The organism is Actinomadura sp. KC345 (genome assembly GCF_004348515.1).
Classification (GTDB): Bacteria; Actinomycetota; Actinomycetes; order Streptosporangiales; family Streptosporangiaceae; genus Spirillospora.
Map to the genome: position 1 here is coordinate 19,260 of NZ_SMKH01000050.1, position 15,467 is coordinate 34,726.

12 protein-coding genes are annotated in these 15,467 nt (G+C 73.8%); 4 read left to right on the plus strand and 8 right to left on the minus strand.

Annotated elements, in window-relative coordinates:
• The first annotated feature begins 6 nt into the window (after positions 1-6).
• Positions 7-657 (plus strand): TetR/AcrR family transcriptional regulator, encoded by a 651-nt coding sequence (locus E1281_RS11395; protein WP_131877265.1) that lies wholly within the window; start codon positions 7-9, stop codon positions 655-657.
• Here E1281_RS11395 and E1281_RS11400 read toward each other — a convergent pair.
• The 8 genes from E1281_RS11400 to E1281_RS11435 all read right to left on the minus strand — a co-directional run bounded on the left by E1281_RS11400 (position 614) and on the right by E1281_RS11435 (position 10,931).
• Complete coding sequence (locus E1281_RS11400) at positions 614-2,389, minus strand: ATP-binding protein (RefSeq protein WP_131877266.1); 1,776 nt, start codon at positions 2,387-2,389, stop codon at positions 614-616. The genes E1281_RS11395 and E1281_RS11400 overlap by 44 nt on opposite strands.
• A gap of 307 nt (positions 2,390-2,696) precedes the next feature.
• A complete protein-coding gene (locus E1281_RS11405) occupies positions 2,697-3,371 on the minus strand; it encodes a response regulator transcription factor (RefSeq protein ID WP_131877267.1) in 675 nt (224 codons plus the stop codon).
• A complete protein-coding gene (locus tag E1281_RS11410; RefSeq protein ID WP_131877268.1) occupies positions 3,362-5,191 on the minus strand; it encodes a histidine kinase in 1,830 nt (609 codons plus the stop codon). Before E1281_RS11410 ends, E1281_RS11405 begins: the two co-directional genes overlap by 10 nt.
• Before the next feature lie 286 nt (positions 5,192-5,477).
• On the minus strand, positions 5,478-6,293 hold the full coding sequence (locus E1281_RS11415; RefSeq protein WP_131877269.1) for an SAM-dependent methyltransferase: 816 nt from the start codon (positions 6,291-6,293) through the stop codon (positions 5,478-5,480).
• A 75-nt stretch (positions 6,294-6,368) separates the two neighbouring features.
• Entirely contained in the window at positions 6,369-7,544 is a 1,176-nt protein-coding gene (gene dinB / locus E1281_RS11420; protein WP_243716849.1) for a DNA polymerase IV, read from the minus strand.
• Between the two features lie 272 nt (positions 7,545-7,816).
• Positions 7,817-8,647, minus strand: coding sequence for a carbohydrate ABC transporter permease (locus E1281_RS11425; RefSeq protein WP_131877271.1), 831 nt, complete (start codon positions 8,645-8,647; stop codon positions 7,817-7,819).
• Complete coding sequence (locus E1281_RS11430) at positions 8,644-9,636, minus strand: sugar ABC transporter permease (RefSeq protein WP_131877272.1); 993 nt, start codon at positions 9,634-9,636, stop codon at positions 8,644-8,646. The genes E1281_RS11425 and E1281_RS11430 overlap by 4 nt, the downstream gene beginning before the upstream one ends.
• Entirely contained in the window at positions 9,633-10,931 is a 1,299-nt protein-coding gene (locus E1281_RS11435) for an extracellular solute-binding protein (protein ID WP_131877273.1), read from the minus strand. The genes E1281_RS11430 and E1281_RS11435 overlap by 4 nt, the downstream gene beginning before the upstream one ends.
• A gap of 250 nt (positions 10,932-11,181) precedes the next feature.
• On the opposite strand from E1281_RS11435, the gene E1281_RS11440 reads away from it, so the two are divergent.
• The 3 genes from E1281_RS11440 to E1281_RS11450 form a co-directional block, all read left to right on the plus strand.
• Positions 11,182-12,234 carry a LacI family DNA-binding transcriptional regulator gene (locus E1281_RS11440; RefSeq protein WP_243716851.1) on the plus strand — a complete coding sequence of 351 codons (1,053 nt, stop codon included), beginning with the start codon at positions 11,182-11,184 and terminating at the stop codon, positions 12,232-12,234.
• A complete protein-coding gene (locus tag E1281_RS11445) occupies positions 12,231-14,558 on the plus strand; it encodes a glycoside hydrolase family 3 N-terminal domain-containing protein (protein WP_131877275.1) in 2,328 nt (775 codons plus the stop codon). Before E1281_RS11440 ends, E1281_RS11445 begins: the two co-directional genes overlap by 4 nt.
• A partial coding sequence (locus E1281_RS11450) for a glycoside hydrolase family 43 protein (RefSeq protein ID WP_131877276.1) occupies positions 14,555-15,467 on the plus strand: 913 nt, incomplete at its 3' end. The genes E1281_RS11445 and E1281_RS11450, both read left to right, overlap by 4 nt.

Consider the following 15,467-nt stretch of genomic DNA (forward strand, 5'->3'; position numbering starts at 1 on the left):
GCGGCGATGACGAGCGACGACGACCTCCTGCGCAGCCTGCTCACCGGCGGCCCGGAGAGCGAACCGCAGACCGACCGGATCCTGGACGCCGCCCTGCGGTCGTTCGAGACGTACGGGCCGCGCCGCACCACCATGGACGACGTCGCCCGCGAGTCGGGACTCGGCCGCGCCACGATCTACCGCCGCTTCCCCACCAAGGGCGACCTGGTCACGGGCGTCCTGCTGCGGGAGGCGCGGCGCTTCTTCGCCGAGCTGGAGGAGGCCGTCGAGGCGCTGCCCACCCTGGAGGAGCGCCTGATCGAGGGCTTCGCCGTCACCCTGCGCATCAGCCGCGAGCAGCGCCTGATGACCCGGCTCATGGTCGTCGAGCCCGAGCTGTTCCTCCCGCACGCGACGGTCAAGGCGGGCCCCCTGCTAGCCGCCGCCCGCGGCTACCTGGCCGGCAGGCTGCGCACCGCGCAGCGCATCGGCGCGGCCCCGCCGCACGTCGACCCCGAGGTCGTCGCCGAGATCCTCATCCGCCTCACGCACTCGCTCATGCTGACCCCCGAAGGCCACATCCCCCTCGACGACGAGGGCGCCCGCGACTTCGCCCGCCACTACCTCCTCCCCATCATCCGCCCGCCCGGTCCCCGGGAGCGGGAAGCAGGATCGTGAGGGTGGTGCCCTCGCCGGGCGGGCTGTCCACGGTGACGCGGCCGCGGAGGGCGCGGACCCGGTCGGTCAGGCCTGCGAGTCCGCCTTGCGGGGTCGTGGTCGCGCCGCCGACGCCGTCGTCGCGGACCTCGGCCGCGATCCCTCCGGCACCGTCGCGGACGCTCAGCTCGATGAGACCGGCCCGGGCGTGCTTGACGGCGTTGGCGAGGGCCTCGCAAAGGGCGAAGTAGAGGGTCGACTCGATCTCCTGCGGGAAGCGGCGGGAGGGCAGGTCGAGGCGGACCGGGACGGCGGTACGGGCGGCGACCAGCTCCATCGCCGGGGCGAGGCCGGCGTCGGCGAGGATCGCGGGATGCACCCCGCGGGCGAGGTCGCCGAGCTCGGCGACCGCCTCGGCCAGCTCGCGGCGGCACGTCCGGGCCTGCTCCCGCGCATCGGTGTCCCCGGCCGCGGACTCCAGCTCGGCGAGCATCACCTCCAGCGCGCGAAGCCGCTGCTGGGCGCTGCGCTGGAGGTCGGCGGCCAGCCGCTCGCGCTCGGCCACCTGGACGCGGACGAGGCGCTCCTGGGCCTCCCGGGCCCGTTCGAGGTTGCCCTGCGCCACGGCCTCCAGCCGCGCGGTCTCCAGGGCGCGGCCGCCCGCGACGAGCGCGGCCTCGACGAGCGGCTCGTGGTCGCGGAGCGCGACGGCGACGTCCACGGTGGCGAGCGGCTCCCCGGCGGACGTCCTGACCTCGTGCCGCCAGCGCCCCGGGACGCCGGCCGGCGCGTCGTCCGCCCGGCGCCCGGTCACGTCCACGTAGCCGCCGTCGGTCCAGAGCAGCAGGTCGAGCGAGTCGTCGCCGAGGACGCTGCGCAGGGCGGCGCGGACGTTCTCGACGGAGACCGGGTCGGCGAGGCGCTGCATCCGCTCGGCGACGGTCAGCTCGGCCAGCCGGGAGCGCAGCGCGGTGCCGAGGAAGGCGAGCGGCACCGTCGTGGCGAAGACGCCCTGGACGAGGTAGACGCGCATGACGTCGTCGAGGTCCACGCCGGCGCCGATGAGCGAGCCCTGGATCACCAGCGCCCCGGTGACGCCGACCGCCACGGTGGCCGCGACCGGGACCGTGAGCGTCCGGTCCAGCCGCCCGATCCGCGGGAGCCGCGCCACCAGGATGACCACCAGGGCGCACGCCAGCGCCGCCGTCACGGCCGTCAGGCCGCGCTGGACGGCGTGGAACACCTCCTGGTCGGGACGCACCGCCGGCCAGGCCGCCGTCGCGGCGAAGCCGTTCCACCGGGGCCGCGACACGGCGCACAGGACGGCCTGGCCGCCGACCATCACCGTGACGGCGGCGGCCGTCCAGATCCGGGCGGCGGGCCCCTCCAGGCGCCCCCCGGGATACAGCAGGACGCCGACACCGATGGCCACGAAGAACACCGACTGGGCGAACACCGACACGACCGGGGCCGCGCCGGCGTTCCAGGCCGCCGACCAGGTGGCCGCCCAGGCCGCCGCGGCGACGACGAAGGCCCGGCCCGTCCGGCGGCCGAGCCGGCCCGCGGCCAGCAGTCCGCCCGCGACCGCGAACCCGCCGCAGCAGGCGAGGGTGACCGCCGCGGCGGCGGGTTCCGCGCGCCAGTACGGCCAGCCGCACACCAGCGCCGCCGCCGCGACGGCGGCGCCCGCGCCCACGGCGCGCCGGACCCGCGCGCCGAGCCACAGGGGCGGCCGCCAGGGGACGGGCCTCACCGAGATCCTTCCGTGTCGTCCCGGATCATCACCGGCCGGGAAAGGTGTTTCCCCGGATGTGCGGGGAGGGCCGTACCGGCAGCATCGGGGACGTGCCGGACGCGGCCTCGGGCGGGCGGGCCCGTGGCGCGTCCGGTGGCACGCCGGAGCCGCCACTCGGCCACCTGACGCGACCCGACCGGCACGGTCAGTTTCCTCAGTTTTCCGCACCGCGCGCCGGGCGCGAGAGCCCGTTACCCGATCGATGCCGGGGACGGGCGGGACGCGAGCAGGCTCCGGCCGGATGTGGCCGGCGGGCCCGGTCGGCTCAACGGGCCTCGGCGGCGCGCAGCCAGGTGAGGACGGCGAGGACGCGCTTGTTGCTGTCCTGCGGCCCCGGCGGCCCTCCCGACGAGGTGATCTTGAGCTTGGTGAAGATCGCCCGCACATGGTCCTCGACGGTCCGCGCGGACAAGTGCAGCCGCTTGCCGATCCCCGCGTTGGAGTGGCCCTCGGCCATCAGCGCCAGCACCTCCCGCTCGCGTCCGGACAGCCGGGCCAGCTCGTGCTCGCGGTGCCGGGCCTCCACGAGACGGCTCACCACGTCGGGGTCGATGACGACCTCGCCGCGCATGACGCGCTCCAGTGCGGAACGCAGGTTCTCCACGTCGGTGACGTGGTCCTTCAGCAGGTAGCCGACGCCGCGCGGCTGGTCCCGGAACAGCTCCATCGCCTGCGGCGTCTCGTTGTAGGCCGACAGGACGAGCACGCCGAGACCGGGGTGGCGCTCCAGGAGGCGGCGGGCGGCGACGACGCCCTCGTTGGTGTACGTCGGCGGCATGTGCAGGTCGACGATCGCCACGTCGGGCGGGTCGCCGGCGGTGCGGGCGAGGAGCTCGTCACCGGAGCCGGCGGACACGACGACGTCGATGCCGACCGTGGTGAGCAGGGTGACCAGCGCCTGCCGGAAGATCCCGCTGTCCTCCGCCACGGCTACTCGCATGGCAGGTCCATCCTTACCGTCGTGCCCCGCCCGGGGCCGCCGCCGACTTCCACGTCACCGCGCAGTGCCCGGATCCGGCCGGTGAGCCCGGCCAGGTCGGCGGCGGGGTCGGCGGCGGGGTCGGCGGGGCCGGAACCGTCGTCGCCGACCTCCGCGACCAGCCGCCCGTCCTCCGCGCCGACCCGCACGAACACCTCGGTCGCACGCGCGCGGTCGACAGCGTACGACAAGGTCTCGCAGAGCACGGAGTAAAGCGTGGACTCGATCTCCCGGGAGAACCGCCGCGGGGTGACGTCCAGCTTGACGCGGACGCCGATCCGCTCGGCGACGACCTCCAGCGCCGGGCCCAGGCCGTCCTGGACGAGCAGCGCCGGCTGGACCTCGCGGGCCAGCGCGCGCAGTTCGGCCAGCGCCTCCACCAGCTCGGCGCGGCAGGTCCGGGCGTGCTCCTTCACCGCGGGGTCGCCGGTCACCGCCTCCAGCGTCCCGAGCATCGCGCCGAGCGCCAGCAGCCGCTGCTGGGCGCCGTCGTGCAGGTCGCGGGCGAGCCGCTCGCGCTCGACGGTCTCGGCGCGCAGGAGGCGGCGGTAGGCGGACCGGACCTGTTCGAGGCCCGCGTGCACGCTGGCCTGCAGCCGCGCGGTCTCCAGCGCCCGGCCGCCCGCGAGGAGGGCGGCGTCGACCAGCGAGCCGTGGTCGCGGAGCGCGCCGCCGAGCTCCACGACGGCGAGCGGGTCCCCGGAGGCGCTGAGGACCCGGCGCCGCCAGCGTCCCGCGTCCCCCGCCCGCTCACCGGCGGGGCCGTCCGCGTCCACGCCGGGATCGACGTCGGCGGGACGGCCCTCGGTGTCGACGTAGCCGCCCTCCATCGGCGCCCAGAACCACAGTTCCAGCGCCGGGTCGTGCAGGACGTCCCGCAGGGCGTCGCGGACCCGCTCCACGGACACCGGCGAGGTGAGCCGCAGCATCCGCCCGGCGACGGTCAGCTCGCTGATGCGGACCCGCAGCCCGGACGCCAGCAGCGTCAGCGGCACGAGGACGACGACCGCGCCCTGGATTACGTACACCTGGAGCAGGTCGTCCAGGCTGATCGACGGCTCCATGATCGGCCTCTGCGTCACCGCGGCGGAGATCCCGACGAACGCCAGCGCGGCGGTCACCGGGAGGGTGAGCAGGCGCCGCAGCCGGCCCATCCGGGGAAGCCGGAGCAGCAGCACGACGGCGAACGACAGGGCGAGAAAGAGGTACAGCAGCGCGGAGACCCGCAGGACGGCCTCGAACAGGCCGAGGTCGGGATACGGCGCGGGCCACCAGACCGACTCGCCGCGGAACGCGGCCCACTGCGGCTCGGAGGTCATCCACAGCGCCGTCGGGCAGCCGAGGAGGATCGCGCACGCCATGACCGTCCAGATCCGGTCGGCGAGGTACTCCAGCCGCCCGCTCGGGTACAGCAGGACGCCCACGGCGAGCGCGAGGTAGAACTCGGCCTGCGCGTAGGGCGACATCATCGGCCCGATGCCGGCGTCCCAGCTCGCCGCCCAGTTGGCCGCCCAGCAGACCGACGCGGTCAGGAACAGCAGGCCGGTGCGCCGCGTCCGCCCGCCCGTCGCGAGCAGGACGCCCACCACGGCTATCGCGGCGCAGCTCGCCAGCGTGATCGCGGCCGCGCCCGGGTGCCCCCGCCAGTACGGCCAGCCCGCGACGAGCGCCAGCCCCGCCACCGCGAGCCCGGCGGCGAGGGCGCGCCTCGTCTCCGCGCCGAACCACGGCGGCGTCCTGCGCCTCCGCGGGGCGGATATCACCACGACCACCCTCTCCATGCTCGGACCCGCGGCCGTGTCCTGCCACCGGAAACCCACGGGCCCGGTCCCCGTGCTTTCCCGGGCGCGCCGCCGCCGGGCGCCCGGGGCTGCGCGCACCCGGGCCCTTTTCCGGCGAAAATTGATTGACGCTATCGGGGAAACCCCGGGATCGCCACCGGGATCACCTGGATTGCCGGATGAATGTCGTACTGCTCGGGTTACGAGGGCATCCGGGCGGACTCCTACGTCCCGCTCGCTCCCCCCGCGGCGCCCGGCCTGGCCGCCAGGAGGCGGTGGCCGCCGGTCAGGCGGGCCGTCTGACCCGGCCGACTCCGGCCAGCGTGAAGGTGCGCTCCGGGCTCGGGACGTGCGGGCGGGAGGCGTCGGGGCGCCACTGCGGCGTGTAGGTCAGGCCGGGTTCGAGGAGGTCGAAGCACCCGACGATGTCGAGGAGCTTCGCGCGGCTCCGGCCCCAGAAGTGGCCGGTGGTCCGCTTGAACACGTTGCCGACGTCGCCGCCCGACTCGGGTTCGGGGTCCTGCGTGATGTGCGTGAAGACCAGGTGGCTGCCCGGCGGCAGCGCGTCGTGCAGGCGGCGGACGGCGGCGGCCGCCTCGGCGTCGTCGTCGATGAAGTGCAGCACCCGGTCCAGGACGCACGCCACCGGCCGCTCGAAGTCGATGAAGGCGCGGACCTCGGGGTCGGCGGTCACGGCATCGGGGCGCCGAGGGTCGCACCGCACGGCGGCCGTGCGCGGCGTCCCGGCGAGCAGGGCCCGCGCGTGCGCCAGCACCACGGGGTCGCCGTCGGCGAACACCACGGCCGCGTCCGGCGCGACCTCGGCGGCGACCTCGTGGACGTTCCCGCTCGCGGGGAGCTTGCTGCCGATGTCGATGAACTGCCGGACACCCTCGCGGGCGAGGAAGCGCACCGCGCGGCCGACGAAGGCGTGGTTCTCGCGTGCCGCCATCCGCGCCTCGGGAATGACCTCCATCAGCTGTTCGGCGACTTCGCGGTCGGCGGCGTAGTTGTCCTTGCCGCCGAGCAGATAGTCGTAGATCCGAGCCGTGTTGGGCGTCGTCAGATCGACGTCGGCGGGCGACCACCCCTCATCAGCCATCGCGGCACCACTCCTCCCCGGGAGGGGGATCATCTCATGGAGCGCGAGTCGCCGGCATCCGGCAGGTCGCCGGGCTCAGTCGGGGAGCATCGGGACGGACGTCCCCTGGTCGCGGCCCAGCAGCACGGCGCGGGTGATCGCCGACGAGCCGAAGCGGCCGCGGACACCGTCGACGGCGGCGTCCACCTCCATGCCCTGGTCGAACGGGAGCGCGAGCTGGACGGCCCGGTCGTCGTGCAGGTTGCCGAGCGAGACGCCGATGAGCGTGATGCCGCGGCTCTCGATCGCCGGCGCCGCCGCCGCGAGCAGGTTCCTCGCCGCGGCCAGCAGCAGCGGTGTCTCGGCGGTGGCCTGCGGCAGCGTGTGCGAGCGCGTGGCCCGCGCGAAGTCGCCGAACCGGAGGCGGAGCGTGACCGTCCGGCACACCCGCCCGGCCGCGCGCAGTCTGCCGCCGAGACGGTCGACCAGGCCGACGAGCATCGCGTCCAGTTCCCCGGGCGACCGCCCGCGGCGTCCCAGCGCCCGCTGGGCGCCCATCGAGCGCCGCCGGACACCGGTGCGCACGGGGCGCGGGTCGCGGTTGCGCGCGAGGGCGTGCAGGTGGCGGCCGGCGCCGGAGCCGAGCAGCGACACCAGCGCGGCCTCCGGCATGTCCGCCACGTCCCCGACCGTCGTGACGCCGTACCCGGCGAGCTTGGCGGCCGTCGCGCGGCCGACCCCCCACAACCGGCGCACCGGGAGCGGACGCAGGAACTCCAGCTCGCCGTCCGGCGGCACCACCAGGAGGCCGTCGGGCTTGGCGACCCCGCTGGCGACCTTGGCGAGGAACTTGGTGCGCGCCACCCCGACCGTGATCGGCAGCCCGACCTCCTCGGCGATGTCCCGCCGCAGCCGCACGGCGACGTCCGCCGGCGGCCGCCGCAGGCCGTCCGCGTCGAGGAACGCCTCGTCGATCGACAGCCCCTCCACCAGCGGCGTCGTGGCACGGAAGACGGCGAACACCGCCTTGCTCGCCTCGGTGTAGGCGCCCATGCGGGGCCGGACCACGATCGCCCGCGGGCACAGCCGCCGCGCCTGCCCGCCGCTCATCGCGGTCCGGACGCCGAAGGCCTTGGCCTCGTAGCTGGCCGCCAGCACCACGCCTCCCCCGACGATCACCGGCCGTCCCCGCAGTGCGGGATCGTCGCGCTGCTCGACCGACGCGTAGAACGCGTCCAGATCGGCGTGCAGGATCGTGGCGCTACCGGACACGAACATATGTTCGCATGATTCACCGGCGGCCGCCGGGCCGGGCACGGGCTGGAGCGCCCGCCCGGATGGATCCCGGCGGCCTGGTGTGTTCCCCGGCTGTGTGGGACCGGGGTCACCCCGTGAAGACCCCTCCCGCGGCCGCGCTGGGGGCAACGGGCGCCGAACCGCGGGCGGGACGGGGATCCGACCATAACGCGCAGGCTTGATCACGTGAAGTGATCGGGGGTCGACGGTCGTTCCCGGTGCCGCTCAGGGCCGGAGGCCACCGCCCCTCAGCCCTTGGTCGCGCCCGCGGTGAGACCCCCGATCAGCTGGCGTTCGGCCACGGCGTAGAAGGCGATGGCGGGGATCATCGCCAGCACGATGTAGGCCATGACGAGCGCGTAGTCCGTCGAGTACTGCCCCTGGAACTGCTGGATGCCGACGGGGATCGTGTGCCACTTCTCGTCGGCGAGCACCAGCAGCGGCAGGAAGAAGTTGTTCCAGCTCGTCACGATCGCCAGGACCGAGACAGTGCCGATGGCGGGTCGCGCCATCGGCAGCAGGATGCGCCAGAAGAAGCCGAACCGGGTACAGCCGTCCATGATGGCGGCCTCCTCCAGCTCCGCGGGGATCGTCCGGAAGAAGGAGCGGAGGATGATGATCGTGATCGGCAGCGCGAACGCGGCCTGCGGCAGGATCACGCCGAGCGGGTTGTCCAGCAGCCCGAACTGGCGCAGCAGGACGAACAGCGGCAGCACCGCCACCGCCGGCGGGAACATCAGGCCCGCCGCGAACGCCGTGAAGAAGACCTCGCGTCCCCGGAAGGCGTAGCGGGCGAACGCGAACGCCGCCATCGCCGACACCGCGACGGTGATCAGCGTGGTGGCGACCGCGATCAGCACGCTGTTGAAGATCTGCCTCCAGAAGGCGCCCGACGACAGGATGCCGGTGTAGTTGGAGAACTTCCAAGGGTCCGGCAGCCCGAGGGGGTTGGTGGTGAGGGCGCCTGTGGTCTTGAGGCCGGCCATCACCGCGTACAGCAGCGGGACGACGATGAACGCGCCGAGCACCCACACCAGGGTGTGCCGCGACAGGCTCCGCGCGACCGCCGCGCGGCTCATCGGCGGCCTCCCGCGGAAGTGACCGCGCCCTGCAGGTCGCGGCGCAGCGCGAAGCGCTGGTACAGCAGGGAGAAGACCATGCTGATGAGGAACATGGCCACGCTGACCGCGCTCGCGTAGCCCATCTGGTACCGCTTGAAGCCGAACTCGTACATGGTGACGGCCATCGTCTCCGTAGCATGCGTCGGCCCGCCCGTCGTGGTGACCCACACGAGGTCGAAGAGCTGGATCGAGCCGATGACGGACAGGAACACGCTGATCCGCAGGGTCGGTGCCAGCAGCGGCAGCGTGACGCTGCGGAACCGCCGCCACGGGCCCGCGCCGTCGATGGACGCGGCCTCCAGGATCTCGCCCGGGATGCTCTGGAGCCCGGCGAGGTAGATCATCATGTGGAAGCCGAAGTACTTCCACGTCATGACGGCGATCAGGGTGGGCAGCGCGGTGTCGGGGTCGGAGAACCACTTTCCGGCGAGCCCGCCGAGCACCGGCAGGTCCTCGACGAGGGTGTCGGCGAGCCCGCTCTCCGGCAGGAAGATGATGCCGAACAGGACACCGGCGATCACTTCGGACAGGATGTAGGGCGCGAAGAAGACCGCCCTGTAGACCGCGCGGCCGCGCATCCTCTGGTTGAGCAGGACGGCGGTGCCGAGGGCGAGCGGCAGCTGGACGGCCAGCGACAGGACGACCAGCAGGAGGCCGCGCCACAGGTCGCCCCGGAAGACCTCGTCGCCGGCCAGGTTCCGGTAGTTGTCGAGACCGATGAACTCGTCGGGGAAGCCGAAGCCGCCCCACTTGAAGAAGCTGGTGAAGAACGCGACGAGGATCGGGGTCAGGACGAAGCAGGAGAACAGCAGCAGTGCCGGCGTGAGGAACCAGAAGCTCGCCAGCCAGCCGCGCAGCCTCCTTCCCGCCGTCGCCTCGGGGCCCCGCTTACGCGGGGCCCGTTCGGCGTGCCGCGGCCGGTCGTCGGTCGTGGCGGACAGGGTCATTGGCTCTTGGCCACCTTGGTGACCGACCGCGCGACCTCCTGCGCCGACTTCCTGCCCGCGATGAGCGAGGCGACGCTGTCATTGACCTCCTGGCCGACTGCGGGCGGGAAAGCCTGGTCCAGGTACAGCTGGAAACCGCTGGAGCCGTTCAGCGCGTCGGCGACCATCTTGCGGTTCTCGTCCTCGATCGCGCTCTCGGCGCCCTTGAGGACCGGCATGAACGCGCCCGAGGTCACGAGCTGGCGCTCGTTCTGCTCGTTCATGAGGAACGTCAGGAAGTCCAGTGCCTCCGGCGGCGCGTCCTCGCTGACCGCCATCGCGTTGCCGCCGCCGAACACGTCGGTCACGGCGCCCGGGCCGCCCTCGACGGTCGGGAAGGGGAACCAGCCCAGGTCGTCGCCCAGGTCGCTGCCGGCGGCGTCCTTCTGGACGGCGGGCGCCCACTGCCCCATCAGCTCCATGCCGGCCTTGCCCGCGCCCATCGTCGCGGCCTGCCCGCCGGGCGTGTCGTAGCCGGCGTTCTGGTAGCCCTTCTGGAAGGGCTGCAGGTCGGCGAGCTCCTTCAGCTTCTGGCCGGCCTGGACGAACGCGGGGCCGCCGAAGTCGTTGCCCTGGGCCGCCTGCTCCATCGCGGGCATGCCGCCGATGCGCATCGCCAGGTACGCCCAGTAGTAGTGGCCGGGCCACTTGTCCTTGCCGCCGAGCGCGATGGGGGTGACGCCGGCGTCCTTGAGCCTGCGGACGGCGTTCATGAACTCGGTCCAGGTCTTCGGCGGGCCTTCGATTCCGGCCTTCTCGAAGTGCTTCTTGTTGTACCAGAAGCCGACCATGCCCATGTCGTACGGCACCGCGTAGGTCTTGCCGTCGTATTGATAGGCCTTCTTCGAGACGTCGGTCATGGTGCCGAGCACCGTGGACCCGTCGGAGGTGACGTCCTTGACCAGCCCGGCGTCGATCTGCTGCTTGAGCACGCCTCCGCCCCAGGTCACGTAGATGTCGGGCAGGTCGCCGGAGGCGACGAGCGCCGTCATCTTCGACTTGAAGGCGTCGTTCTCCAGGCTGGTGGCCTTGATCCGGACGTTCGGGTTCTGCGCCTCGAACGCCTTGGCGATCTTCGGGAAGAGGCTCTGCGACGGCTCGGTGGTCGCGATGTTCATCCATTCGATCGTGACCTTGCCGCCTGACCCGGAGTCGTCCCCGCCGCACGCGGCGAGCATGGGCGCGGCCGTGACCAGCACGGCTCCCGCTGAGACTGCGGTGAGGAACGAACGGCGCGGTAGGTGAGGGATGCCCATGGTGGTCTCCTGGATCCGGGGGTGGGCGAGGGCCTGGGACGGTGACACGAGGGATCGGTCTCGCTCGAAAAGTTTCGAAAGTCTTCGGGGCTCCGTTGCCGAGGAACTCTAAGAACGCGACCCCTTACGGTCAAGACCTGAGCGGCTGTTGACCGCAATTAGGTGCGCAAGAGTTACTGATCCAGGGGCTATGAGTCTGCGAAACATTGCGATACTGTTCGCAATCGTTTCCTCGGGGAGGAGAGAAAGCGTGCCCGTGCGCACCACCGACGAGAAGCCGGATCCGCCGTCCCGGCCGACGCTGGCGCTCATCGCGGCCGAGGCGGGGGTGTCCCCCGCCACGGTGTCCAAGGTCCTCAACGGCCGGACCGATGTCGCCGCCGCGACCCGCGAGCGGGTGGAGGCGCTGCTACGCACCCACAACTACCCGGGCCCCGGCGGCGCGCGGCGCGCGCGCCGGTCCGGCCTGATCGACCTCGTGCTGGCCGGGCTGGACAGCCCGTGGGCCGTGGAGATCCTGCGCGGCGTGGAGGCCGAGTGCGCCGAGCACGGCACCGGCGTCGTCGTCTCGCTGGTCCGCGAGGACGACGCCCGCCCGCCGAGCTGGCAGAACCTGCCCGCGCTGCACCACAGCGACGGGGTGATCCTGGTGACGTCCCGCATGACGCGCCGCCAGCGCGACCAGCTGGCGCGGGCGGGCGTCGGGCTCGTCCTGGTCGACCCGGTGAACCTGCCGGACAACGACATCGCCAGCGTCGGCGCCACGAACTGGGCCGGCGGCATGTCGGCCACCGAGCACCTGATCGGGCTCGGCCACCGCCGTATCGGGATGATCGGCGGTCCGGCGGACATGCTGTGCACCCAGGCCCGGGTGGACGGCTACCGGACCGCCCTGGAGCGCGCCGGGATCGAGACCGACAAGGACCTCGTCCGCTACGGCGACTTCCACCACCAGGGCGGCTTCGCCCGCACCCGCGAGCTGCTGGAGCTCCCCGATCCGCCGACGGCGGTCTTCGCCGGCAGCGACGAGCAGGCGATGGGGGCCTACCAGGCGGCCCGGCTCGCCGGCCTGCGCATCCCGGAGGATCTGAGCGTCGTCGGCTTCGACGACCTGCCGACCTGCGAGTGGCTGTCGCCACCGCTGACGACCGTCCGGCAGCCGCTGGAGGAGATGGGCCGCGTCGCGGCCCGCACCCTGCTCCAGCTGCTCGACGGCCGCCCGCCCCTGACCCCCCGTGTGGAGCTGGCCACCGACCTGCGTGTCCGCGCCTCCACCGCACCACCACCCTCGGAGGAGCGATGACCGAAGCCGTCCCGGCAGCGAGCGCGAGCGCGGCCGGCGAGCCCTGGCGCGACCGGGGGCTGCCGGTCGCCGAGCGGGTCGCCGACCTGCTGGCCCGGATGACGCCGGAGGAGAAGGCGGGCCAGCTCGCCGGATACTGGGCGCTGCCCGCCGAGCCCGGCGAGCCCGTGGCGCCGATGGAGGACGACTCCCACGAGACCGCGCCGCCGCTGGACGAGGTCCTGGACCGGGGCCTCGGCCAGCTCACCCGCGTGTTCGGGACCGCTCCCGTCCCGGCCGCCGAGGGCACCGCCCGGCTCCGCGAGCTGCAGCGGCGCGTCGCCGCCGCGAACCGGTTCGGCATCCCGGCGATCGCGCACGAGGAATGCCTCAACGGCTTCATGACCTGGGGCGCCACCGTGTATCCGAGCCCGCCCGCGTGGGGCGCGACGTTCGACGCCCGGCTCGTCGGCGAGATGGCGGCGGCGATCGGCGCGACGATGCGGGCGGCCGGCGTCCACCAGGGCCTCGCGCCCGTGCTGGACGTCGTCCGCGACGCGCGGTGGGGCCGGACGGAGGAGTGCATCGGCGAGGACCCGTACCTCGTCGCCGTGCTCGGGACGGCCTACGTCCAGGGACTGGAACGATCCGGGATCGTGTCGACGCTCAAGCACTTCGCCGGCTACTCCGCCTCCAGGGCCGGCCGGAACATGGCTCCCACTCCCATCGGGCCGCGCGAGTTCGCCGACGTCATCGTCGAGCCGTTCGTGATGGCCCTGCGCGACGGCGGCGCACGCTCGGTCATGCACTCCTACACCGACGTGGACGGCATGCCCGCCGCGGCCGACGAGCGGCTGCTGACCGGGCTCCTGCGCGACCGGCTCGGCCTGACCGGCGTGGTCGTCGCCGACTACTTCGGCATCTCGTTCCTGCAGACCCGCCACCAGGTGGCGGGCTCCCGGGGCGAGGCGGCGGCGCTCGCCCTGCGCGCCGGCGTCGACATGGAGCTGCCGACCGTGCGCTGCTACGGCAGCCCCCTGATCGACGAGGTCCGGCGGGGCGCCGTCCCCGAAGAGCTGCTGGACCGCGCCGCCGCCCGCGTCCTGACCCTCAAGGCCGAGCTCGGCCTGCTGGACGGGCCGCCGGGCGACGGCGGCGGCGCCGAACCGGACTTCGACCCGCCCGAGCAGCGGGCGCTGGCGCGGCGGCTGGCCGAGGAGTCGGTCGTGCTGCTGGCCAACGACGGCACGCTGCCGCTGGGCTCCGGCGCCGGGGTCGTGCTGGCGGGCCCGCTGGCCGACGACCCGTTCGGGATGATGGGCTGCTACACGTTCCCGAGCCACGTCGGCCGGCAGCATCCGGAACTGCCGCTCGGGGTGGAGTTCCCGACGCTGGCGGAGGCGCTGGACCGCGAGCTTCCCGGCGTCCGGGTCGCGGGTTCCAAGGACGTGCTCGTGGCCGAGGACGCCGACATCGAGGCGGCCGTGGCGGCGGCGCGGGACGCCGGGCTCTGCGTGCTGGCGCTGGGCGACCGGGCCGGGATCTTCGGCCGCGGCACGTCCGGGGAGGGCTGCGACGCCGAGACCCTGGCGCTGCCGGGCCGGCAGGCCGAGCTGGCCGAGGCGGTGCTCGACACCGGCACGCCGACGGTCGTCGTGCTGCTCACCGGCCGCCCGTACGCGCTGGAGGGCATCGCCGACCGCGCCGCGGCCGTCGTGCAGGCGTTCTTCCCGGGCGAGGAGGGCGGCCGGGCGGTCGCCGGGGTGCTGTCGGGGCGGGTGGAGCCGTCCGGGCGGATGCCGGTCAGCGTGCCGCGCCGCGCGTCCGGTCCCCCGGTCACCTACCTGCGGTCGGCGATGGACGGCGGGCACGACTGGAGCGAGGTCGACCCGGTCCCGCTGTACCCGTTCGGCCACGGCCTGACCTGGACGCGGTTCGAGTACGGCGGCCTTCGCGTGGACGGTTCGGCCGCGACGGACGGGTCGGTCACGGTCAGCGCCGTCGTCCGCAACACCGGCGACCGCGCGGGGACCGAGGTCGTGCAGCTGTACCTCTCCGACCCGGTCGCGTCGGTGGTGCGGCCCGCGCGCTGGCTCGCCGGGTGGGCCAGGATCCGGCTGGAGCCCGGCGACGCGGCGCGGGTCGCGTTCGAGGTGCACGCCGACCGCACCTCGTTCACGGGCCCGGACCTGCGCCGCATCGTCGAGCCGGGCGAGATCGGCGTGGCCGTCGGGCGGTCGAGCGCCGACCTGCCGCTGAACGCCTCCTTCACGCTGGAGGGCCCGGTCCGGGTCCTGGACGCGGACCGGGTGCTGACCGTCCCCGTCGAGGTGAGCCTGCTGTGACGCGTTTCCGGAATCCGGTGCTGCCGGGCTGCCATCCCGACCCGTCGATCTGCCGGGTGCGCGACGACTTCTACCTGGTGACATCGACGTTCGAGTGGTTTCCGGGCCTGCCGGTGTTCCACAGCCGCGACCTGGTGCACTGGCGGCAGGCCGGGCACGCGCTCGACCGGCCGGGCCAGCTCCCGCTGGACGGCGTCCCGGCGTCCGGCGGGCTGTACGCGCCCACCCTGCGCCACCATGCCCCGCCCGGAGGGGACGGCCTCTTCTACCTGGTCTGCACGCTGGTGGACGGTCCGGAGTGGTCGGGCCACTTCGTGATGACCGCGTCCGATCCCGCCGGGCCGTGGTCGGACGCGCACCGGCTGGACGGCGAGGGCATCGACCCGTCCCTGTTCTTCGACGACGACGGCCGCGCCTGGTGCACGGGGACCCGGCTGACCGGGCGGTACGAGGGCCACACCGAGATCTGGCTGCGCGAGTTCGACCCGTCCGCCCTGGCCCTGACCGGCGACGAGCACGTCATCTGGGACGGGGCGGTGAAGGGCGCGATCTGGTCGGAGGGCTCCCACCTCTACAAGGTCGGCGGGCGGTACCTCCTGCTCACGGCCGAGGGCGGCACCGCGATGGAGCACGCCGTCATGGCCGCGCGGGCCGGCGCCGTCACGGGCCCGTACGAGGGGAATCCGCGCAATCCGGTGCTGACCCACCGCGATCTCGGGGCCGGCCATCCGATCGTCGGGACCGGCCACGCCGACCTCGTGGAGACGCCGGACGGCGAGTGGTGGATGGTGCTGCTCGGGATGCGCCCGCACCACGACGACCGGTGCGTCCTCGGCCGGGAGACGTTCCTGGCGCCCGTCACCTGGGAGGACGGCTGGCCGGTCACCGGCGGCCGGGTCGATCCCGCCC

What these genes read in the sequence shown, in the direction of transcription:
- E1281_RS11395 (WP_131877265.1), top strand. Translation starts at nt 7, where the DNA reads ATGACGAGCGACGACGACCTCCTGCGCAGCCTGCTCACCGGCGGCCCG.
- E1281_RS11405 (WP_131877267.1), bottom strand. Translation starts at nt 3,371, where the DNA reads ATGCGAGTAGCCGTGGCGGAGGACAGCGGGATCTTCCGGCAGGCGCTG.
- E1281_RS11410 (WP_131877268.1), bottom strand. Translation starts at nt 5,191, where the DNA reads ATGGAGAGGGTGGTCGTGGTGATATCCGCCCCGCGGAGGCGCAGGACG.
- E1281_RS11415 (WP_131877269.1), bottom strand. Translation starts at nt 6,293, where the DNA reads ATGGCTGATGAGGGGTGGTCGCCCGCCGACGTCGATCTGACGACGCCC.
- E1281_RS11425 (WP_131877271.1), bottom strand. Translation starts at nt 8,647, where the DNA reads ATGAGCCGCGCGGCGGTCGCGCGGAGCCTGTCGCGGCACACCCTGGTG.
- E1281_RS11430 (WP_131877272.1), bottom strand. Translation starts at nt 9,636, where the DNA reads ATGACCCTGTCCGCCACGACCGACGACCGGCCGCGGCACGCCGAACGG.
- E1281_RS11435 (WP_131877273.1), bottom strand. Translation starts at nt 10,931, where the DNA reads ATGGGCATCCCTCACCTACCGCGCCGTTCGTTCCTCACCGCAGTCTCA.
- E1281_RS11445 (WP_131877275.1), top strand. Translation starts at nt 12,231, where the DNA reads ATGACCGAAGCCGTCCCGGCAGCGAGCGCGAGCGCGGCCGGCGAGCCC.